The sequence below is a fragment of the Bacillus sp. F56 genome (assembly GCF_001748205.1).
Taxonomy (GTDB): Bacteria; Bacillota; Bacilli; order Bacillales; family Bacillaceae; genus Bacillus; species Bacillus stercoris.
In genome coordinates, this window is the sequence record NZ_BDFC01000005.1 from 394042 (window position 1) to 415356 (window position 21315).

25 protein-coding genes and 1 riboswitch are annotated in these 21315 nt (G+C 45.2%); of the genes, 9 read left to right on the forward strand and 16 right to left on the reverse strand.

Features of this window, described 5'->3' with window-relative positions:
• Nucleotides 1-33 precede the first annotated feature (33 nt).
• From BFW96_RS06665 to cotZ, 3 genes are all read left to right on the forward strand, one after another.
• Nucleotides 34-525, forward strand: coding sequence for a spore coat protein (locus BFW96_RS06665; protein ID WP_069838994.1), 492 nt, complete (start codon nucleotides 34-36; stop codon nucleotides 523-525).
• A 151-nt stretch (nucleotides 526-676) separates the two neighbouring features.
• Entirely contained in the window at nucleotides 677-1165 is a 489-nt protein-coding gene (cotY, locus tag BFW96_RS06670) for a spore coat protein CotY (RefSeq protein WP_010329406.1), read from the forward strand.
• 127 nt (nucleotides 1166-1292) lie between these two features.
• Nucleotides 1293-1742 (forward strand): spore coat protein CotZ, encoded by a 450-nt coding sequence (cotZ, locus tag BFW96_RS06675; RefSeq protein ID WP_064813365.1) that lies wholly within the window; start codon nucleotides 1293-1295, stop codon nucleotides 1740-1742.
• Between the two features lie 97 nt (nucleotides 1743-1839).
• On the opposite strand, the gene cotO is transcribed toward cotZ, so the two are convergent.
• The 10 genes from cotO to BFW96_RS06725 all read right to left on the reverse strand — a co-directional run bounded on the left by cotO (nucleotide 1840) and on the right by BFW96_RS06725 (nucleotide 10833).
• Nucleotides 1840-2523 carry a spore coat protein CotO gene (gene cotO / locus BFW96_RS06680; protein WP_083252817.1) on the reverse strand — a complete coding sequence of 228 codons (684 nt, stop codon included), beginning with the start codon at nucleotides 2521-2523 and terminating at the stop codon, nucleotides 1840-1842.
• 100 nt (nucleotides 2524-2623) lie between these two features.
• The gene (fabI, locus tag BFW96_RS06685) at nucleotides 2624-3400 is read right to left on the reverse strand and encodes an enoyl-ACP reductase FabI (RefSeq protein WP_003232896.1); all 777 of its coding nucleotides are present in this window, start codon (nucleotides 3398-3400) and stop codon (nucleotides 2624-2626) included.
• A gap of 134 nt (nucleotides 3401-3534) precedes the next feature.
• Nucleotides 3535-4350 (reverse strand): bifunctional hydroxymethylpyrimidine kinase/phosphomethylpyrimidine kinase, encoded by an 816-nt coding sequence (gene thiD, locus BFW96_RS06690; RefSeq protein WP_040083435.1) that lies wholly within the window; start codon nucleotides 4348-4350, stop codon nucleotides 3535-3537.
• Nucleotides 4351-4368: 18 nt separating this feature from the next.
• Nucleotides 4369-5379: a thiazole biosynthesis adenylyltransferase ThiF gene (thiF, locus tag BFW96_RS06695; protein WP_069838996.1), complete on the reverse strand. Its 1011-nt coding sequence runs from the start codon at nucleotides 5377-5379 to the stop codon at nucleotides 4369-4371.
• Nucleotides 5376-6146 carry a thiazole synthase gene (gene thiG, locus BFW96_RS06700; protein ID WP_014663548.1) on the reverse strand — a complete coding sequence of 257 codons (771 nt, stop codon included), beginning with the start codon at nucleotides 6144-6146 and terminating at the stop codon, nucleotides 5376-5378. The genes thiF and thiG overlap by 4 nt, the downstream gene beginning before the upstream one ends.
• Nucleotides 6143-6343, reverse strand: coding sequence for a sulfur carrier protein ThiS (thiS, locus tag BFW96_RS06705; protein WP_083252840.1), 201 nt, complete (start codon nucleotides 6341-6343; stop codon nucleotides 6143-6145). The genes thiG and thiS overlap by 4 nt, the downstream gene beginning before the upstream one ends.
• Nucleotides 6343-7452 (reverse strand): glycine oxidase ThiO, encoded by a 1110-nt coding sequence (gene thiO / locus BFW96_RS06710; RefSeq protein WP_069838998.1) that lies wholly within the window; start codon nucleotides 7450-7452, stop codon nucleotides 6343-6345. The genes thiS and thiO overlap by 1 nt, the downstream gene beginning before the upstream one ends.
• Nucleotides 7436-8053: a thiazole tautomerase TenI gene (gene tenI / locus BFW96_RS06715; RefSeq protein ID WP_069838999.1), complete on the reverse strand. Its 618-nt coding sequence runs from the start codon at nucleotides 8051-8053 to the stop codon at nucleotides 7436-7438. Before tenI ends, thiO begins: the two co-directional genes overlap by 17 nt.
• Nucleotides 8028-8738, reverse strand: coding sequence for a thiaminase II (gene tenA / locus BFW96_RS06720; protein WP_069839000.1), 711 nt, complete (start codon nucleotides 8736-8738; stop codon nucleotides 8028-8030). Before tenA ends, tenI begins: the two co-directional genes overlap by 26 nt.
• An 80-nt stretch (nucleotides 8739-8818) precedes the next feature.
• Nucleotides 8819-8927, reverse strand: a riboswitch (TPP riboswitch).
• A 61-nt stretch (nucleotides 8928-8988) separates the two neighbouring features.
• Nucleotides 8989-10833: a monovalent cation:proton antiporter family protein gene (locus BFW96_RS06725; protein ID WP_069839001.1), complete on the reverse strand. Its 1845-nt coding sequence runs from the start codon at nucleotides 10831-10833 to the stop codon at nucleotides 8989-8991.
• 234 nt (nucleotides 10834-11067) lie between these two features.
• Between BFW96_RS06725 and prpE the strand changes: the two genes are divergently transcribed.
• The gene (prpE, locus tag BFW96_RS06730) at nucleotides 11068-11802 is read left to right on the forward strand and encodes a bis(5'-nucleosyl)-tetraphosphatase PrpE (protein ID WP_069839002.1); all 735 of its coding nucleotides are present in this window, start codon (nucleotides 11068-11070) and stop codon (nucleotides 11800-11802) included.
• A gap of 11 nt (nucleotides 11803-11813) precedes the next feature.
• Here the strand turns inward: prpE and BFW96_RS06735 are convergent, their stop codons facing one another.
• Genes BFW96_RS06735 through BFW96_RS06750 form a run of 4 tightly spaced genes read right to left on the reverse strand, consistent with a single transcriptional unit; the run spans nucleotide 11814 to nucleotide 14579 of the window.
• Complete coding sequence (locus BFW96_RS06735; protein ID WP_069839003.1) at nucleotides 11814-12713, reverse strand: RluA family pseudouridine synthase; 900 nt, start codon at nucleotides 12711-12713, stop codon at nucleotides 11814-11816.
• A 14-nt stretch (nucleotides 12714-12727) separates the two neighbouring features.
• The gene (locus tag BFW96_RS06740) at nucleotides 12728-13528 is read right to left on the reverse strand and encodes an NAD kinase (RefSeq protein ID WP_003232918.1); all 801 of its coding nucleotides are present in this window, start codon (nucleotides 13526-13528) and stop codon (nucleotides 12728-12730) included.
• 18 nt (nucleotides 13529-13546) lie between these two features.
• The gene (gene yjbM / locus BFW96_RS06745; protein ID WP_003245294.1) at nucleotides 13547-14182 is read right to left on the reverse strand and encodes a GTP diphosphokinase; all 636 of its coding nucleotides are present in this window, start codon (nucleotides 14180-14182) and stop codon (nucleotides 13547-13549) included.
• Nucleotides 14183-14210: 28 nt separating this feature from the next.
• Complete coding sequence (locus BFW96_RS06750) at nucleotides 14211-14579, reverse strand: UPF0738 family protein (RefSeq protein WP_069839004.1); 369 nt, start codon at nucleotides 14577-14579, stop codon at nucleotides 14211-14213.
• Nucleotides 14580-14702: 123 nt separating this feature from the next.
• Here BFW96_RS06750 and BFW96_RS06755 point away from each other — a divergent pair, with 123 nt between their 5' ends.
• The 5 genes from BFW96_RS06755 (at nucleotide 14703) to BFW96_RS06780 (ending at nucleotide 18052) form a co-directional block, all read left to right on the forward strand.
• Complete coding sequence (locus tag BFW96_RS06755; protein ID WP_014663539.1) at nucleotides 14703-15275, forward strand: CYTH domain-containing protein; 573 nt, start codon at nucleotides 14703-14705, stop codon at nucleotides 15273-15275.
• Nucleotides 15276-15289: 14 nt separating this feature from the next.
• A complete protein-coding gene (cwlQ, locus tag BFW96_RS06760) occupies nucleotides 15290-16024 on the forward strand; it encodes a bifunctional muramidase/murein lytic transglycosylase (RefSeq protein WP_069839005.1) in 735 nt (244 codons plus the stop codon).
• A gap of 251 nt (nucleotides 16025-16275) precedes the next feature.
• Entirely contained in the window at nucleotides 16276-16674 is a 399-nt protein-coding gene (locus BFW96_RS06765) for a globin domain-containing protein (protein WP_003232928.1), read from the forward strand.
• A complete protein-coding gene (gene spxH, locus BFW96_RS06770; protein ID WP_041521296.1) occupies nucleotides 16671-17570 on the forward strand; it encodes a protease adaptor protein SpxH in 900 nt (299 codons plus the stop codon). Before BFW96_RS06765 ends, spxH begins: the two co-directional genes overlap by 4 nt.
• 314 nt (nucleotides 17571-17884) lie before the next feature.
• Nucleotides 17885-18052, forward strand: a complete 168-nt coding sequence (locus tag BFW96_RS06780) for a hypothetical protein (RefSeq protein ID WP_069839006.1) — start codon at nucleotides 17885-17887, stop codon at nucleotides 18050-18052.
• Between the two features lie 38 nt (nucleotides 18053-18090).
• Here BFW96_RS06780 and pepF read toward each other — a convergent pair whose 3' ends face one another.
• Both pepF and BFW96_RS06790 read right to left on the reverse strand, forming a co-directional pair.
• Nucleotides 18091-19920 (reverse strand): oligoendopeptidase F, encoded by a 1830-nt coding sequence (gene pepF / locus BFW96_RS06785; RefSeq protein ID WP_200761846.1) that lies wholly within the window; start codon nucleotides 19918-19920, stop codon nucleotides 18091-18093.
• A 229-nt stretch (nucleotides 19921-20149) separates the two neighbouring features.
• The gene (locus tag BFW96_RS06790) at nucleotides 20150-21274 is read right to left on the reverse strand and encodes a competence protein CoiA (RefSeq protein WP_234698030.1); all 1125 of its coding nucleotides are present in this window, start codon (nucleotides 21272-21274) and stop codon (nucleotides 20150-20152) included.
• Nucleotides 21275-21315: the final 41 nt, after the last annotated feature.

Here is a 21315-nt window from a genome sequence, read left to right on the forward strand (position 1 = left end):
TTTAATAAAAGTAAAAGAAAAGGAGGAATAAAAATGGAAAGCAGACCTTATTCATGGGTAGCTTTAGACCCAGACTGTGATCACCCTAGAGAAATAAAAGAAGAAAAAAAATGCGATGGTTGCTGTAACTTAAAAGGCTTCGGATTTAATGAGGCCTTTGTAGATCAAGATGTTATTCAAGCTCACCTCAACAGACAAATCTCTGAAGAAATGATTGTAATTAGGGACTCTTGTGATGTTAATGTTCAATCCGTAGATCAACAAGCCTTAACTTCAGTATTTGTTTCTATTAATGCTTTAGTTGTAATCGTTACATTAGCAGTTATCACAGATGAAACGCTTGCTGAACTCGTTGCTCAAGATTTATTACAGCTTACAGAAAGTAAGCAATTGAACCGTCAAAAAATTCTTATCGATAACTCGCGTTGCGTAAACGTCACTACACTCGATCAAGATGCTGCGACCCTCGTTACAGTCTTAATCAATGCCCTTGTAGCAATTTTCGGTGTTCTGATTATCATCTAACCTCTAAAAGCAGAGCCAAAAACGCTCTGCTTTTTCTTATTTTCCAAGCATATGATGAATATATAGACGTTCACCCACACCAAGTGGGGCACGGGTACATATGTTGTTAAGGACTAAAGTCAAATACCCTATAAAGAAGGAGCTGAAATCAATGAGCTGCGGAAAAACCCATGGCCGGCATGAGAACTGTGTATGCGATGCAGTGGAAAAGATTTTAGCAGAGCAGGAGGCAGTTGAGGAACAGTGTCCGACTGGCTGCTATACGAACCTTTTGAATCCGACAATTGCAGGTAAAGACACAATTCCGTTTCTCTTGTTTGATAAAAAAGGCGGATTGTTCTCCACATTCGGAAACGTGGGGGGATTTGTGGATGATATGCAATGCTTTGAATCCATTTTCTTCCGCGTTGAAAAATTATGCGATTGCTGCGCAACACTGTCTATTTTACGCCCGGTCGATGTCAAAGGCGATACCTTAAGTGTCTGCCACCCTTGCGACCCGGATTTCTTCGGGCTAGAAAAAACGGATTTCTGCATTGAAGTGGATCTCGGATGCTTCTGTGCCATTCAATGCCTGTCACCAGAGTTAGTTGACAGAACATCCCCTAACAGAGATAAAAAGCATCATCACAATGGATAAACACTTGTAAAGAGCAATCCCCTTCCAAACTCTATTACAGGTGCAAATCATTCAGCTGCTTCCAGCGTGAGGCAGCTGACTCTCCATCATTTCGCCAGTCTCAAATTTATAAGGCAGGAGGGATAATATGAGCCAGAAAACATCATTCTGCGTGCGTGAAGCTGTAGAAAATATTGAAGAACTACAAAATGCTGTTGAAGAGGACTGCCCGACAAGCTGCCATTCAAAGCTTTTGTCACCAACCCATTCGCTGGGCGATACAGTGCCTTTCGTACTGTTTACATCAAAATCAAATCCTCTGGTCGCTTTCGGAAATGTCGGCGAACTCGATAACGGCCCTTGCTTTAATACAGTATTTTTCAGAGTGGAAAAAGTTCATGACAGCTGCGCGACACTGTCATTATTGATCGCATTTGACGAACACAAACACATTTTGGACTTCACCGATAAAGATACGGTTTGTGAAGTGTTCCGACTTGAAAAAACGAACTACTGTATTGAAGTAGACTTAGACTGCTTCTGCGCAGTCAACTGCTTAAATCCTCGATTAATCAATCGTACACATCATCATCATTAATCATAAGCTGGAAAAGCTTGCAGGCCTGCAGGCTTTTCTCTATGTAAAAAAGCTGCCCGGGAACATCAGCCGGGCAGCTTTTTTCTTTTCATTTTCATTAAAAACCGAGCGGGTGCAAAGAGGTGATTTCATCGATTGCCAGCTCGGTCGGGGCTCCGTTTCCGGTTGTTCGAAGCAGGACGGAATCATTTCTTCTTCCGACAATTACGCCTCTGTACGTTCTTCCATTGGCTTCAATCAGACAAAGCGCTCTCGGCATGTTATGAGGCAGCTTTGTTAAAAAGTCAATTTTTTCGTGAATCGTCATCTTGCTCATCGGTTTTTTCACTTTTCGTGCCGGCGGTGCTTTTTCCTCCGCTTTATCAGCACTATGGACAGCTTCCGGTTCTTTCTCAGGCTTCCGGGCCTCAAGTGCAGGCTCTTCCTTTTTTTCTGCTTTCGGGGGCTCGTGTTCGACGGGTTCTTCTACGGCCTGCGGCTCTGCTTTCTCCTCCGGCTGGTTCTTTATGTTCTCTGGCTCCCTCACCTCTTGTGTATACTGACTCACTGGTTCGGCTTCAGGCTTTTGGTCTGCTTGCAGGACATCCTGTGCCACGGCTTCCTCCTGCTGCTTCTCATGGTAAGCCGGCTTTTCCTCAGCTTTTGGAGGAGCGGGTTTGTCGGCCTTTCTTTTGATGACAATCTCCTGCATGGATGACCTTGTGGTTTCTGCATAATCCGGCTGAACAATATACATGAGCGGTTTTTTATCCGCGTTTCTTTTCTTATTAGACATCTTCATCCCTCCGATTGTGTCATATTCTATCTATATGACAGAAAGCTGAAAATCAGAAGAAATAAAAAAGCAATCCCTATTCGGGATTGCTTGATATAGATCCTGCTTAGCGGGCAGTGATATGGAAACCTGAATCAACGTGAAGATTTTCACCTGTAATCCCGCGGGACATATCGCTGAATAAGAACGCAGCTGTATCGCCCACTTCTTCAGGTGTTGTCGTGCGGCGAAGCGGCGCACGCTCTTCGATATCTTTTAAAATGGAGTTGAAATCGCTGATGCCTTTAGCAGATAATGTTCTGATCGGACCGGCAGAAATGCTGTTAACCCGGATATTTTCTTTTCCTAAGTCAGCAGCTAAGTATTTCACACTTGCATCAAGAGAAGCTTTCGCTACACCCATGACGTTGTAGTTTGGCATCACAAGCTCTCCGCCAAGGTACGTCAAAGTGACAATGCTTCCGCCTTCAGTCATCATCGGACGTGCCGCTTTAACAACAGCAGTCAGAGAATATGAGCTGATGTTATGAGCCAAAAGGAAGCCATCACGATTTGTGTTTAAGTATTCGCCGACAAGCTCTTCTTTGTTGGCAAACGCGATACAATGCGCGATACCGTGGATTACACCGACCTGCTCCTTAATGCTTGCGAAGCAAGTTTCGATTTCTGCGTCGTTTGTTACATCGCAAGGAAGGATGATGGAATCGTTGCGGTCTAACGTTCCGGCAAGCTCATGAACAGATTTCTCCAAGCGTTCGCCTGCATATGTGAAAATCAAACGTGCACCCGCTTCATGCAAGGAGCGCGCAATGCCCCACGCGATACTGCGTTTGTTGGCTACTCCCATTACAACAATGTTGCGGCCTTCAAGTGAAAAATTCATATGTATAAAGCCTCCTATATTTAATAAAGACATAGTATTAGTACCTGATCTTAATTCCTATCATATCATAACCTTGTCCAGATGAAAAGCGCATACCGCAGCAAAGCGAAAGAGATCACCATCAGCTGGTGATCTCAACGGCTTGTTTTTAAGCTGTTTCGTTTAAAAGCGAAATGGTTTGTCGGCCCGTGTCCCGATCCGATGCCGAGCGTATTTTCCACCGCTTCGCGGACAAAGTTGGCCGCAACCTCAAATGCCTGATGGATGCTGTCTCCTTTAGCCGTTTGGGCCGTTAGAGCCGCAGCAAAGGTACAGCCCGTGCCATGCGTATGCTTCGTATCAATATAAGGATGGGTGATTTGCATAAACATGCTGCCATCAAAAAGAAGGTCAGTAATGTGATGATCCTCAGGCTGATGCCCGCCTTTGATAATGACATGCTCCGCACCCATCTTGACGAGCTGCTCCGCTGCTTTTTTCCGGTCATCCAGCGAGCTGATTGTCATTCCTGTCAGCGTTTCTGCTTCCGGGACATTCGGCGTAATCGCGTAGCTTCTTGGAATGAGCAATTCCTTTAAGGTGGCAACTGATTCATCATGCAGCAAGGATGCACCACCCTTTGCGATCATAACCGGATCAACAATTACACGATTGAAACCGTACTCGTCAATTTTTCTCGCCACTTCTTCAATCATATCGGCATTCCAGAGCATTCCCGTTTTTACTGCGTCCGGTCTTAAATCCTCCGCAACAGCATCAATTTGTTGTCTCAGCGCCTCTACAGTCAGCGGATGCACTCCATGGACGCCAAGCGTATTTTGAGCGGTTACCGCCGTAATCGCAGACATTCCGAATACATCAAGCTCTTGAAAGGTTTTAATATCTGCCTGTATCCCTGCGCCTCCGCCTGAATCGGATCCGGCGATTGTTAATGCTTTATATATACTCATTACACTACACTCCTTTTATTACCCTATCCATTTATGATAAATGGATTTTGCCCGGGCAATATCATTCGTTCCATGGATCAAAGCTCTGCCGTCCCGGAACAGCACCATTTTCATATCATCCGAGCGGCAGGAAATCAAATACGGGTTCGCGGCTACTTCAAGCCCGGCCTGTCTCAGCTGACCGGCAAGCACTTCAAGATCCGCTTCTTTTGTAATGGATGATCTGATCTGGACCGTGTTCCTGCCGCACAATACAGCCGCTTTTGTTTGGTTTTCATATGACAAAAACGGAAAATCTCTTGTGCCGCAGCTTGAGCATGCGTCATGTTTGAGACTCGTCACACTCACTTCTGACCGCTCGTTTTTCCACAAGTCAAAGGAGCGCAGCACCGGCTCGCACTCCTCTCCCGTCAGCAGCTTCAGCGCATCTGTTACCTGAAAGACCGCTACCTGCAAAACAGCCGGACTGATGATGCCGGCTGTGTCACAGGTTGCCCCGCCAATCGGAAGTGTATCAAGCAAGCAATGCAGGCAAGGAGTAGATCCCGGCACCACGGTAAAGGTGAGGCCGTAGCTCCCTACACAGGCACCGTAAAGAAAAGGAATCCCTTCTTTTACCGCAGCATCATTTACGATCAGGCGGGTTTCAAAATTATCAGCCGCATCCACAATAATCGAAGCACCCTTAATCAGTTCGAAGACATTTTCCGCTGTCACATCCATGACAAGGCCAGTCACATCGACATCACTGTTAATCGAACGGAGACGATGCTCCGCAGCGGCTGCTTTCGGCATTTCTTTTTTGACGTCATCTTCTGTATAAAGCTGCTGGCGCTGGAGGTTGCTCCATTCCACATAATCTCTGTCGGCAATTTTCACAGAGCCGACTCCCGCCCTCACCAGCATTTCTGCACTTGCTGTTCCGAGTGCGCCGGCGCCGATAATCACGGCGCGCGCTTCCTTCAATTTTTTCTGGCCGGATGGGCCGATCGGAGCAAATAGCTCCTGCCTGGAATACCTGTCCGTCATACAGGAAGACCTTCTCCCGGACTGCTTGCCGTTCCGTATTGCTTAAGCGGGATTCGGCCCGCCTCATAAGAAAGGCGTCCTGCTTCCACCGCGAGCTTCATGGCGCGAGCCATTTTCACAGGATCGTTTGCGCCTGATACAGCCGTATTGAGAAGCACGCCATCCGCTCCAAGCTCCATTGCATATGCCGCATCTTTAGGCGATCCTATCCCCGCATCCACGATGACAGGCACTTTCGCCTGTTCAATAATAAATGACAGATTCAAAGGATTTAAGATTCCTTGTCCCGATCCAATCGGAGATGCACCCGGCATGATGGCATGAACGCCAAGCTCTTCCAGTTTTCTCGCCAGCACAACGTCATCCGACGTGTACGGGAGCACAATAAAGCCCTCTTCAAGAAGCTGTTCAGACGCTTTCAATGTCTCAACAGGGTCAGGCAGCAAGGAACGGCTGCATCCGATGACTTCAACTTTAATCATGTCACAAAGGCCTGACGCTTTCGCCAGCCTTGCAATCCGAACTGCTTCTTCAGCAGTGCTGGCGCCCGCTGTATTCGGCAGAAGCGTATATTTGGATAAATCAAGCTGTTCCAAAAAATTCGGCTGAGATGCTTCAAAGATGTTCATTCTCCGCACAGCAAATGTTAAAATATCAGACTCGGAAACAGCTACTGCTTCCTTTTGAGTTTCAAACGATGGGTATTTCCCCGTGCCCAGCAGCAATCTTGATTGAAATGTTTTTCCGCCAATTGTTAACATGCTCATCCGCCTCCTACAAAATGGACAATTTCAATGACATCGCGATCACAAAGCTCAACCTCGGGATAGTGTTCTTTCCCGATTATTTCTTTATTTCTTTCCACGATAACGATTTTATTTTCGAGCTGATAAGACGCCAGCAGGTCTTGAATTGTACCTGCGTCTTTTTCCCACTTCACGTCTTTACCGTTCAGCTGTAGCATCATATCTGAACCGCCTCCTTGCGATCAATTCGGAATGCGTGCAGCCAGTCTTGGTTGACCTCTTTATTCATGATGAGATCACTGATCAAAGCGCCAGTTGCGGGAGCAAGCAGGATCCCATTTCTGAAATGGCCCGCCGCAAATAAAATACGGCTGTCCTCAGGATGTCTGCCGATGTACGGTTTTCCATCCTTTGTTCCCGGCCGGAGTCCCGCCCAAAAACGATCCACCTTCATATTTTGTATAGCGGGCAGCATCGTTTTCGCTTTTTTCATAACCGACTCCAATCCGCCAAGATCAGGTGTTACACTCCAGTCCCCAGGCTTCATTGTCGCGCCGACAACCAGTCTGCCGCTTTTTCTCGGTACGATATAGCAATGGTCATGATAAAGCGTTTTTGTCAGCGGGATATCATCATTCCAAACGGACAGGCACTCCCCTTTTACAGGAAAAAATGTGTTGTTCAGCCCGAGCTGTTTAAAAAACATCCCGCTCCACACCCCGCTGGCAACGACAACATGGTTAGCCCATACATCTCCGCTCGGGGTCTTGATGGACAGAGCTTCACCGTCACGTTCGACATGCAGGACGGGCGTATGCTCAAAAATCTCCGCCCCAAACGCTTTCGCTGCTTTCGCATATGCCTTGCAAACGTAATAAGGCTCAACATGCACATCATCCTGAATAAAAGATGCACCCAAGATGTCACCAGACGCATGCGGCTCTTTTTCTAAAACCTCTTCTTTTGTATACCAGCTGACAGAGTCCAAATCGTCCATCTGTCTCAGCCGCAGCACATCTTCTTCAGAAAATGCAAGCTTAAACATACCGCCGTTATGCTGCCTGATGTCCACACCGGATAATGCATAAAGCTCTTCTTCCAGACCTTTGTACAGACGCTGGCTGTGCATAGCGAAATCAAAAAATGCGTCACGTTCCTCGCATTCGGCATGGGCGCCCAGCATTCCGGCAGCGGCACTTGTCGTTCTGCCGCCCACTGTTCCGCTTTCAAATAATGCGGTGCTTTTGTTTTCCTTTGCCAAATGATAAGCAATCGCGGAACCGATAATTCCGCCTCCAATCACCACTGCATCATAATGCCTTTTCATAACGCATCTCCTTTAGCTTGCGGGAATATCGTCTGGCTGCTTCCAAGGGCTCAGCGGAAGAGAAAATTCCTGACATGACAGCGATGCCGTCTGCCCCTGTTTGTTTTACGTCTTTTAACCTTTCCGGTGTCATCCCCCCGATGGCTATAACCGGGATGGAGATCCGCTGTTTGATATCTGACAGCAAAGACACCCCTCTGCCTTCAAGACCCTTTTTGCAATCCGTTTCAAACACATGGCCGAACAGCACGTAGTCGGCGTCTTCCTTTTCTGCTTGAACCGCTTCCTCCAGTGAATGCACCGACCTCCCGATATGAAGGTGTGGAAACCTGGCTCTGACCTGCTTCGGTGAAAAGCTGGTGCTTGGCAGCTGTACGCGATGAATAGTAGAAAAAAGTGCAATATCCACGCGCCCGTTCATCACCAGTTTTCGTTTATCTATACCGCCTTCAAAAATAAGCTCGAGCAGTTTCAAAATATCCGCCGCCGATTTTGAGCGTTCCCGAATGTGAATAAAATCAACTTCATTCTGAATCGTAATGATGATTCTCGCTAGCTCTTCTACCGGCTTGCTGTCATCCGTTATGGCGTGAAGCTCCACATTCCTCCACCTCTTTTATGGCGCTGTCAGACCAGCCTTCTTTTCGATAGGCCATTCCCCAAAATTGATATTCATAGAAGCTGGAGATGACAAAATTCTCTTTCATCTTGGCACGCACTTCCTCCGTGCTGTTTTCCGCCAGCTCATCAAAGCGGTTGATTTGCTCCTCAACCTGTTGTCTAAACCAGTCACCGCCGTACGTCCCAATCCACTTTTGATAAATCGGATGCCCTGGATCGCAATGCAGCAAATTCTCACCAACCTCGTAATAAAGCCAGTAGCATGGCAGCAGGGCCGCTAAGATTTCTGCGAAATTCCCGCTCAAAACCGAACGATACATATGGGATGTATAAGAGTACGCCGTAGGAGACGGCTTAAAAGCCTTACGCTCTTCCTCGCTGATTTCCAACAGCTCGGCAAACTCGCGATGAAGCGCCATTTCCGCCTCATATGTACCTTGGGCATGGCTTGCCATCCGCCCTGTTGTATAAAGGTCCTTCGCATAAGCAGCGCCAAATGACTGCACCTTTGCAAAATGCGTTAAGTAATAGGAATCCTGAAGCACATAGTATTTAAAACTGTCAATCGGAAGCGTTCCGTCACCGATTCCTTGAACGAACGGATGGACAAAGCTCCCTTCCCACCATTCTGCGGCTGCGCTGCGGCATTCTTCTGAAAACTTCACAAATCATTCCCCCTCTGATAAATAAAAAAAACCACTTTCCCGCAAGGAAAAGTGGTTTGGAATTGGCATAGTAAAATAACACAAATACCGCTCCACTTCCCTACGCAGGTCTGAACCTGTTCAAGTTATGAGGGTCTAAAAGTCACACTTTTATCTCAGCCCTTATGAAGGACACCCCTAGTGGTTAAATGAATACATATTGAATTGTTCTGCACCTCTATATTAACACGAATCCTTATTTGGTCAAGATTTATCCTTCCAATGTTTTCTTAAGATCCGTTACGTATCCCCGAGATCCGGTTACAATTAAGCGGTCTCCAAGTTTCAGCCTTGTATCCCCATGAGGAACGATGCTGTCTACACCTCTGAAAATCCTGACAAAGATGACGTCGCCGGTTAAAGGGAATTCCCGTAAAATCACACCGTCGTATTTACTGTTCTCCATATTAATTTGATACAGGGAAGACTCCTGGTTCGTGAGCAGCTTCATGACGCCAGGCGCTTCAATCAGAGCACGAAGCAGCGTTTTTGTCGACAGCAGAATAGAAAAGATGCTGATTCCCTGCTCCTTCAGAACTGCTTCATGCTCCGGTGATCCTACGCTTGCAATGACTCTTTCTGTGCCTTTTTCTTTTGCAAGTAATGCAATGTCTGCATTCATATCTTCATTTCCTGTCGCCACAACGAGAATATCCGTTTCAAAAATGCCGAGTGATTCAAGCGTCTCGTGTTCATAGTCAGAAATTGTTTCAACAGCAAACACTGATTCTGACAGCTTTTCCTCTGCATTCTCTTGGTAGACGTGCACAACACGCACGTCATACTCTTCCCCTGGCAATTCAAGTGTGACAGGCAAAGTCATTTGATTGGCGCCGATGAACGTAATCGTCTTTTTCTCCTCCGGCTGCTCTTCCCGTTTGTATAACTTTTTAAAACAGATTGGCGTAAAAATACTTGCGATGACGGCTACTAAAATGAGCGCTCCCGACATATTTGCGCTGATCACGTGAAGCTGCTGGCCGATTGTTGCAGCGGCAATCACGAGCGAAAGCGTTGATGTCAGCAGGAAACCGGACGCGAAAATGGTTCGGTTATCATACCACTTCTTTAGGTACATGACAGGAATGATTTTGCTCACTAACAGCGCCAGAAGCAAAAGCGGGATCATGATTAAAATTGTTTTATCCTGGAAAAGAGTCCAAATATCAAGCTTCACACCGACCATCACGAAGAAAATCGGTATTAAGAACCCATAACCGAATGAGTCCAGCTGCTGAACAAGTTCTTTGTTTGGCGAAAGCAGGGAAACAAGAACCCCCGCTAAGAAAGCGCCGAGAATATTTTCCGCCCCAAGTGATTCAGACAGGGCAACGAGTACAATAATTAACGTAAAAATGGCACGCGTCCCAATCTGGATCGTCCCTTTTGACATGGATTGAACAAAAGAGCGATGTTTGAAGACCCTGCCGAAAAAGTAAAGCACCACTCCGGCCGCAAACAGGATCATCAGGAGCCACATGTTTCCGCTGTCCTCTCCGTATAAAGAAGAAAAAACAGCAAGAAGAATCATCGTAGCCAAATCAGCAATAACAGCAACGAGCAAAATAATCTGCCCGATATTCGAATTCATGATCCGTTCTTCTTTTAATGTTGGAACGACAACGCCTAACGAAATCGTTGAAATAATAAGGGTCATCAAAAATGCATTTTGAATAAATCCCGCTAAGACGAAGCCATAGGACAGCAGCAATGATAAAATAAAAATACCGACGAAAATAATAGATGCCGCAGCAAACGTATTAGGCGCTTCCTTGCCGTTCGGCAGGAGCTGCTTTTTCTTCCCTTTCTCAAAAGATGAAAAATCAATTTCAAGCCCGCTTAAAAACATTAAAAAGATAAATCCGAGCATAGAGAGTGTCTGGAGCCAGGTGTCACCCTCCACAACTAAATTAAGGCCGCTTTTCCCAATAATCAGCCCCATAATGATTTCAGCAACAACAACCGGGATGCTGAGTTTAAACCGATGCAAAAGGATGGGTGTCAAAAATGCAACGATAAGTACAACAACTAAAGATGCGACAGATGTATGCGCCATAATCAGAACCTCCTTTTTTAGTCAGGGTTATGCTAGTTCTCAATCAAAGAACAAAACCTCATTTTTAAAAAACATAACGCGATTTTAACAAGGGTCATGATGAAAAATAAAGTGATAAGGTCTTAATCCTGTTTAGAAAATGATTCTTCTTCTATAATTTGCACATAAAAGCTTGTGATGACTCACAACACTTTGCTTCATAATAAATAAAACAATCGGTAAGGAGGATACCGCATGGCTTACGATATTATCAGCGATATTCATGGTTGCTATGACGAAATGACTGCATTAATCCAAAAGCTTGGCTATACAATCAAAAAAGGAGTGCCTGTCCACGAAGAAGGCAGGGTGCTTGTTTTTGCCGGAGACTTAACTGACAGAGGACCCAAATCGATAGAGGTCATCCGATTTGTAGCCAGCGCTTACGAAAAAGGCGCTGTACGTTATGTCCCGGGAAACCATTGCAATAAGCTATACCGCTACTTAAAAGGCAATCCGGTAAAAGTGATGCATGGTCTCGAAACAACAGCGGCAGAGCTTGAGGAACTTTCCAAGGATGAGAGAAAATCAGTCAGCGAACAGTTTATGAAGCTGTACGAAACAGCGCCGCTTTACGACATCTTACATAATGGAGAATTGGTTGTCGCCCATGCTGGCATAAGAGCTGACGATATTGGCAAATATACCCGCAGAGTGAAGGACTTTGTGCTTTACGGTGATGTGACAGGTGAAACATATCCGGACGGCAGACCCGTCAGGCGTGATTGGGCGGCAGCCTATAACGGAAAGACATGGGTGGTATACGGCCATACACCAGTGAAAGAGCCTCGGAAGGTTAATCGCACCATCAACATTGATACAGGCTGCGTGTTCGGAAATAAACTGACAGGCTTTCGCTTTCCAGAAATAGAAACCGTCTCTGTTCCAAGCTCCCTGCCTTACGACGAATCAAGGTTTCGCCCCATATAAAAAGGAGAGAATCAATGATTCTCTCCTTTTATCAGTTTTCTCATATCCTGAGGCAATGAAGCATGAAACGTCATGTTCTCCTGTGTCAGCGGATGGATAAACGAAAGATGCTCGCTGTGCAGAGCCTGCCGGCCAATGTCCCGTCTCGTTCCGCCGTACAGTGTATCGCCGCACAACGGGTGCCCGAGATAGCTCATATGAACACGAATTTGATGGGTTCGTCCAGTCTCAAGCTGCAACGTCACCGAGCTCATATCGTCATGTACACATGTGACATAAAAATGCGTAACAGCCTTCTGGCCGTCTGGTGTTACCGTCCGTTCAATTATACTGTCAGGATGTCTGCCGATCGGGGCATCGACTGTTCCCTCCATCTGCGCCATCCGCCCATGAACCACTGCTGCATACCGGCGTTTCACGAGTCCATTTTTTTGCGCTGACGATAAAATGGAGTGGGCAAATCGATGCTTGGCAACAAGCATGACTCCCGATGTATCCCGGTCTAGCCGGGTGACAAGATGAACTGTCGCCCTCACTCCGTTTTTTTGATAATGATCAATAATTCCATTGGCAATGCTGCCAGAGGGGTGCTCTCTCGAAGGGATTGATGACACATACGGCTGCTTGTTTATCACAAGCACATGTTCATCCTCATAAAGAATATCGAGCGGAACAGGCTCTGCCAGCAGCGTCTCGCTCACCTGTTCCTCAGGAAACTTCACGATAAGAAGATCTCCCTCTTTCAAAATGGCTTTAACCGTCACATGCTCGCCGTTGATCAGCAGGTCTCCCCCGCCAAACTTAATATCGGTCAGCAGACGTTTTGAAATTCCGAGTTCCCCGGCATATTCTTTTACAGTCATCCCGTCCTCGGCGGAAGTAATGTTCTTTCTGATATAAAAATGCTCCACGATACGTCCTCTTTCTATTCACCTTTTCCGATAAACGAATCCTGGACTCTTTTCCAAAATGGAAACGGACGGAATCTTGCAAACCGCACTTTTTCGGATGCAACCTGGCAGCGGATCGACTTCACATCCTTATGAAGAAGGGTTAAATGGTCAATCGTCACTTGAAAGTCAACTTCGTTTCTCGGCTTAATCATGCAATCATGATGGGATGGGAGAAGCAGAGGTGATCCGACCGTACGGAACACGCGGTTATTAATAGATGCCATTTCCGCAAGCTGGATCGCCCTGATAGACGGATGGATTATCGCTCCGCCCAGCGCCTTATTGTAAGCTGTGCTGCCTGATGGCGTTGACAGGCAGAGGCCGTCGCCCCGGAAGGTTTCAAAGAGCTGCCCCTTGATTTCCACATCAGCAACAAGGCTTCCTTCTATGCTTTTAATCGTACATTCATTCAAGGCTAAGTATCTTTCTTCCCGCTCGTTTTCGTGATAGGTCACAATGACTTCGAGAAGCGGATATTCGACAGTATGATACGGCGTTTTCGCAATTGCGAGAACAAGTTTTTCAATTTCATGAGGAACCCAGTCGGCATAAAACCCCAGATGACCTGTGTGAACACCGACAAATGCTGTTTTGTCCAAGCGGTCGCTGTATCTGTGAAAAGCATACAAAAGCGTTCCGTCGCCTCCGACTGAAATAACGATTTCCGGTTCATTTTCATCCAGTTCCATATCAAAATCCAATAAATACGCCTGTATTTTGCTTTTCAGCGTATCAGAAACTTGATCTCCTTTTGATGATACGGCAAATTTCATGCTCTTCTTCCCCTTTACCTATTGTTGCTCGCTTCCTTTTTTCTTTCTTGAAAAGGCAGCTTGAGCTTCCTGTACTTCACCCCTGATCTCCGACATCTCTTCATCAAGCCGGGAAGCCGCTTCAGAAGCGCGCTGAAGCCTTAGTTTCACTTTTTCAGGAATGTTTCCGCTGTATTTATAATTCAATGAATGCTCAATGGTCGCCCAAAAATTCATCGCCAGTGTACGGATCTGTATTTCCACGAGAACATGCTTTTCTCCGGACACCGTCTGCAAAGGATATAGTACAACAAGATGATAAGACCGGTATCCGCTCTCTTTATGCTCCGCAATATAATCCCTCTGATCCACAACGGTGAAATCTTTTCTGGCAAAAAGCATCTCTTTTACGATTTGGATGTCATCGACAAATTGGCACATGATTCTAAGGCCAGCGATATCCTGCATGGTTTCAATTTCATGCAGCGGTATGCTTTTCCGTCTCGCTTTTTCAAGTATGCTTGCCACAGGCTTGACGCGTCCGGTCACAAATTCGATCGGTGAATGGTCGTCCTCGTATTCATATAGTGTGCGGATCCCCTTGAGCTTCACTTTCAACTCTTCGACAGCCTGGCGGTACGGCACTAAAAAACGCTCCCATTGTTTGTCATCCATCATACATCCCCCAATTCCGAACCAGTTTCTATAAAAACACGCGTTTCACTTTTTCTTCCATCTCTTCTCCATAGTTTGCGTTGTCTTTTATATTTTCTAAAAGATATTCCAGCTCCTCATGCAGGCCTGCCAGTTCAATCGTTTGGTCTCCTGCCTCTAATAAGACCGGTATTTTTTGTGCATGGGCCTGCTTCAATTCCGGCCATATATGTTCCTTTATAATGACATATTCAAAAGAATCAGCTAATTCAATTATGTATACAAAAGCAAAGTGGTCAGAATCAACAAGCATTTGACCTGACGGCTTGCGTTCCGCTTCGTCTCCTTCTGTCTGACAGGCAAGGCGAAGCTGATCATCCGATAATGTTGCGTTCAAAATTTCGATTCTGTTTTGCATAATGCTCTCCTTTTTAAACAAAGTTCAGATTCATTTTATCATATCAAGCTCGATATTGATAAACCAAACATCTAAAGAGATAATAGTAAAAATAAGATTTACAGGGCGGAAAGGAAGATCATCATGACCCAAGAAATTGAAATCGAATTTAAAAATATGCTGACCAAACAAGAATTCAAAAACATAACAGCGGCACTCCAGCTGACAGAAAAAGATTTTACAGATCAAAAGAATCATTATTTTGATACAGACAGCTTTGCGCTGAAACAAAAACATGCAGCGCTTCGTATCCGCAGAAAAAACGGAAAGTATGTCCTTACATTAAAAGAGCCGGCTGATGTGGGGCTTCTGGAAACGCACCAGCAGCTTTCAGAGGTATCAGATCTAGCTGCATTTTCAGTTCCCGAGGGCCCTGTGAAGGACCAGCTGCACAAGCTTCAGATCGATACGGATGCCATTCGATACTTTGGATCTTTAGCAACAAACCGAGCGGAAAAAGAAACAGAAAAAGGCTTAATAGTTTTAGACCACAGCCGATATTTAAATAAAGAGGACTATGAAATTGAATTTGAGGCGGCGGATTGGCATGAGGGCAGACAAGCCTTCGAGAAGCTGCTTCAGCAATTCAGCATTCCTCAGCGCGAAACCAAAAATAAAATTCTGCGTTTTTATGAAGAAAAACGAAAGTCTATATAAGGTGGAATGACATCGTGAATGTAACGAATTGGGCAGCTTTACTTCAGCTTCAGGCACTACAGTCCATATCTAATGCACGCAGCAGCTCGGACACTCAGAATACGGAAAGCCCGCTTTCAAGTTTCAGCTCTTTGCTCAGCCAATATACAAACGGTCTGGCATCTCAGCAATCAGCACCTTCCTCATCGCCAAGCCCGCTCAGCATGCTGAACAGCGCGAATACAACAGCGCCGTCACTGCTTTCAGCGTATGGGCCCAACTCATATACGAGCAGCAATTCAGGTTCAATCACAAAAGCGGCAGAAAACACCGAAACAGCTGCTGCAGATTCAGCTTCAAACAAACATGAAGCAAATCAGATCAGTTCGGGAGACTTCTCCGTTGACAGTGCGATTAAAAAAGCCGCTGATAAATATGGCGTCGATGAAAAACTGATTCGTGCCATCATCAAGCAGGAATCAGGCTTTAATGCAAAAGCGGTCAGCGGAGCAGGTGCGATGGGCCTCATGCAGCTGATGCCATCAACAGCAAGCTCACTAGGCGTTTCCAACCCGCTTGATCCGCAGCAAAATGTGGAGGGCGGAACGAAATATTTAAAACAAATGTTGGATAAATACGACGGCAATGTGTCTATGGCATTAGCGGCTTACAACGCCGGACCGGGGAATGTTGACCGGTACGGAGGCATTCCTCCTTTCCAAGAAACGCAAAACTATGTAAAAAAAATAACTTCAGCTTATTACGCGTAACCAGAGGGCTCCCCCTCTGGTTTTTTTGCGAAGTGAAATCTTACGCATTCCTGATTTTTATGTGATATGATATGAAATACAAACCCCGGCTGTCAGCCGAAATGAGTTATCATACGCAAAAAAGGCAGTTTGTTTGTAGAAATGATGCCTTGTTGCTAAAATAAACCTAGATGAAATAATGAAATACAGAAAATTACTTTTTGCAATAGGATTTATGATTCCTATTAGCCATATTTAAAGGAGTAGTCAACATGGGACAATCGTTTAACGCACCTTATGAAGCGATTGGAGAGGAACTTCTATCGCAACTTGTTGATACTTTTTATGAGCGTGTCGCGTCTCATCCTTTGCTGAAGCCGATTTTTCCGAGCGATTTGACAGAAACCGCCAGGAAACAGAAGCAATTCTTAACTCAGTATTTAGGCGGGCCTCCTCTTTATACTGAGGAACACGGCCATCCTATGCTCAGAGCAAGGCATCTTCCCTTTCCAATTACAAACGAGAGAGCTGATGCGTGGCTCAGCTGTATGAAGGACGCAATGGACCATGTAGGGCTGGAGGGCGAAATTCGCGAGTTTTTGTTTGGCCGGCTGGAGTTGACAGCAAGGCATATGGTGAATCAAACGGAAGCGGAGGATCGATCATCTTGACAAACTATCAGCATGAGCTATACTTCGCCCATTGCCACGGTCACCCAAAAAAACCGCTTGAGATTTATATGTTTGTAGACCCTTTATGTCCTGAATGCTGGTCCTTAGAGCCCGTCATCAAAAAGCTGAAAATTAGATACGGACGTTTTTTCACCTTACGCATTATCGCTTCCGCAAGTCTTACCGCTTTAAATAAAAAGCGAAAAAAGCATCTTCTCGCAGAAGCATGGGAAAAGATCGCGAGCCGCTCAGGCATGTCGTGTGACGGCAATCTCTGGTTCGAGCAAGATCAGCCGCTTTCATCACCTTATATGGCTGCTCTCGCTTTTAAAGCAGCCGAATTGCAAGGAAGAAAAGCCGGTATGCAATTTCTCAGAAATATGCAGGAGAGCCTATTTGTTTCAAAGAAAAACATCACCGATGAAAATGTGCTTTTGGAGATTGCTGAAAATACAAGTCTCGATCTTGAAGAATTTAAAAAAGATCTGCATTCTCAAAGCGCGGTCAAGGCGCTTCAATGTGACATGAAAATTGCTGCTGAGATGGATGTTTCTGTTAATCCGACACTGACGTTCTTCAATACGCAGCATGAGGATGAAGGGCTTAAAGTTCCTGGAAGCTACTCATATGATGTATATGAAGAAATTTTATTTGAGATGCTTGGCGACGAGCCGAAGCCGTCGGAAACACCGCCTTTAGAATGTTTTATTGAATATTTCCGCTTCGTTGCCTCGAAGGAAATTGCTCTTGTGTATGACCTGAGCCTTGAAGAGGTAGAAAAAGAAATGAAAAAATTGGCGTTTGCTAAAAAGGTTGCCAAAGTGGAGGCCAAACACGGAATGTTTTGGAAGTCTCTCAGCACTTATTCTGATGAATATCAATCATGTGAAAAATAGCCGCAGGCGTGCATATGCTTGAGGCTGTTTTTTTTGCGCTAGAACCAAACATATGTTCTAAATTTAATACTAAAGAAACCGCGCCGGGATAAGCGCGGTTTCATATGTCTTAACGACAACAAAGGGGATGGGAGAAATTTTTCACGGTCAAACAAAGGGGTAATGTTTGTTTGTGATCAATTTCACATCCTTATGATAACAAAGAATGTCGACTTTTGACAACCTCTATGCTTAATGTTCATATTTTTGTCACAAAACATAACGGAGTCCATTCACTCATATCCTTATAAGGAAAAAGGACGAGGAGGACCGCCATGATGTCTATTTTGATCTCGATTGTGTGCATTGCCGTTTTTTTCTGTCTGAATATCTTAGGCATGATGCATATGCTGCCGCTTTATATTACCTCTCCTCTGCTGTTTCTGTCTATTTTGTTTACCCTCTACCGCTTGAATCACCGGAAAACCTTTAAAGGGTTTTAAAAAAGCCTGTGCGTCATTTCCGCACAGGCTTTTTTTTTTTAAGACTGCTTGACTTTCATCAGCAGCTCTTCCATTTCATCGAGTTTTTCTTCAAACATTTTGCAAGCAGCTTCGATTGGCTCTGGAGACGTCATATCAACGCCCGCTTTTTTCAGGACATCAATCGGGTATTGTGAGCTTCCCGCTTTCAGGAAGTCAATATAACGGTCAACCGCAGGCTTCCCTTCCTTCAAAATCTGGCTGCTTAATGCTTGGGCAGCGCTGTACCCCGTCGCATACTGATACACATAGTAATTGTAATAGAAGTGCGGAATCCGCGACCATTCAAGGCCGATTTCCTTATCAATCACCATGCCGTCTCCGAAATACTTTTTATTCAGATCGTAATAAACATTTGTCAGGAGTTCAGGTGTAAGCGGCTCGCCTTCTTGCGCCTTTGTATGGATCAGATGTTCAAACTCGGCAAACATCGTTTGTCTGAAGACCGTTCCCCTAAAGCCTTCAAGCATATGGTTGAGGATATATAAACGCTGCTTTTCATCCTCTAAATTATTCAGCAGATATTCGCCAAGAAGCGCTTCATTTGTCGTAGAAGCAACTTCTGCGACAAAGATGCTGTAATTGCCATATGGATATGGCTGGTGCTTTCTCGTATAGTAGCTGTGTACGGAATGTCCAAACTCGTGCACGAGCGTAAAGAGATTATTGACGTTATCATGCCAGTTCATCAAAATATACGGATTCGTGCCGTAAGCTCCTGATGAATAAGCGCCATTGCGTTTTCCTTTATTTTCATAAACGTCCACCCAGCGGTTTTCCAGTCCTTCTTTTAGGATAGAGGCATATTCCTCCCCTAAAGGTGCGAGGCCTTTCAGCATGTAATCTTTGGCTTCCTCGTATGTCACCTTCATCCCCGCATCCTTCACAAGCGGTGTATACAGATCATAGATATGCACTTCATCTAGCTCAAGCACTTTCTTTCTCAGCGCGATATAGCGGTGGAGAAGAGGCAAATGCTTATTAATCGTCTTCACGAGGTTATCGTATACTTCCTCAGGAATGCTGTTGTTAGAAAGCGCAGCCTCACGCGCTGACTTGTACTTTTTCACTCTCGCGTAGAAGTTGTCCTTTTTCACAGTGCCGCTTAGTGTCGTGGCCATTGTGTTTTTATATTGTCCGTACGTTTTATACACTGCGTCAAACGCATTTTTGCGGACTTCGCGGTTTTCACTTTCCAAGAAATTAATAAAGTTGCCGTGTGTGATCTGTTTTTCATTCCCATCTTCGTCTTTAATGGACGGGAACGTAATATCTGCGTTATTTAACACGCTGAATGTATTTGAAGATGATCCTAATACCTCAGAGGCCTCAGCAAGCAGCGCTTCTTCCTTCTCGCTCAGCACATGCGGACGTTCTTTTGTAATCTCCTCAATCGCATGAGAGTACAGCTTTAATTCTTCTTTTTCAAGAATGAACTGCTGCAGTTTGTCTTCTTCTATGGATAAAATTTCAGGAACCAAATAAGCTGTCGCGCTTGCGGCCTGTGTATACAGGTTTCCCGCCTTATCATTCAGCCCTTGGTAAAAGGAGTTCCCGGTATCTTGGTCAGAGCGCATATGCGCATATGTGTACAGCCTTCCCAGCCGCTCCATCACTTTATCTTGGTACGTAAGAGCCTCGTATAAATGATCTGCTGAATCTGCCAGCTTTCCTTTATACTTAGATAAATTCGGAATTAATTCTTTTACAGCTTGAAATTCTTTATTCCAGGCCTCATCACTAGGAAAAATATCCTCAAGTCTCCATGTGTCTTCTGCCTTTACCACACTTCTGTCAGGCAGTTGATTTGCTTTTTTTTCCTCAGCCATGGTGATCCCCCTCGTCTTCTTTGATTCAAGCCAATTGAAAAAGCAACTGTTTCCCAATAAACTTGTGTTGTGAATATCTTCCGGTTTTTCACTGCCTTTTGTCAAATCATATGCAGTAATGAAGAGAACGAATGCCAAAAAAGCAGTAAAAACACGAAAAACCTTTCCTTTTGTGCCGTTCACAGCCAGCCCACCACCTTTGTCTTAGGGTGAGCCAAATCAGACAAACTCATTCTATAAAACAGCTTCGGTCTCTTTCTATGAGATCCTGCATTGAGCGAATGCCATCTGCAGGCTGGTTCAGCACATATACTTCTTTCTGAGTCTCCCTTAAAAATCCCTTCTTGCACAAAAAATCAATGTACTGTTTAACAGCTTCTGAAAGACACTCTTCGCTGCATTCGTCGAATCTGAGTGCAATGTTTTTTTTATGAATGTGCAGTTTGCATTGCTGTAAAACGGCTGAAAAACGAATTGGCGCATGTTTCTCTCCAAGATCCGTGATAAACAGGTAAAGAAACCCCTGCCACACAAAAACCGGACTCTTAAAAACTGCCCCTTTTACAACAGGAACAAACACTTCAGTCGGCAGAAAAGAAAAGGGCGTCTGCCGCTTCTCATAAAACAGCTGCTTAAGGCGGTTTGTTTCCTTTGAGCTAAACCGATGGGGTTTATGGCGAAAACGGTGTATCGCTTTCGTCCAGCCTGAATATTGAATTGAGGATTTCGGTTCAGTAAAAAAAAGATCGTCTATACCTGCCCGATGGATAGGGATCGTTTGGACTGAGGAATAAGAATGGGTTGTGTAGAATGGAATGATGTGGCTGAGCCGGAGAAAAGAACGCCTTTCCGGACAATAACATATCAGTTCTCTGTATGGATTTGCATTGATAAACTGCCAATGAAAAGCTGAAAGCTGATAAAAGGACGCAGCAGTCCGTTGTAAGCGGCTGCGGCCCATAATCCACTGCGGGATGATCCCTGCTTGTTTGAAGCCCTCTGTCCGCTTTTGAAAGACATCCGGGCTGATCGTGGCACATTGATATTCAACAGCAAGCATACGCTCCTTGATCCTTGCCATGACGTCCGGTCTTTGGTTGATTTCCCTTATATACGGTTCCAATATGGGAGAAGCCTTTTGCGTTTTCAGCCATACGTACAGCTGCCTTTTTCCTTCTAAATGGTAGGCGCTTTCCGGTTCTATGTCTATGGAGCAGGACTTGTTCTGTTTATGGGCGAAATGCGGCGCTTTTTGAAGTCCGAGCTTCACAGCAAGCTCTTCTCCGCATACCGGACAGAAGAATCGTTTCCGCTTTAATTTTTGGCTTTGCTGAGCGCCTAAAAGGTGAAACATTTGACCGTCTTCAGTCACAGCACTAAACAATTGTCATCTCT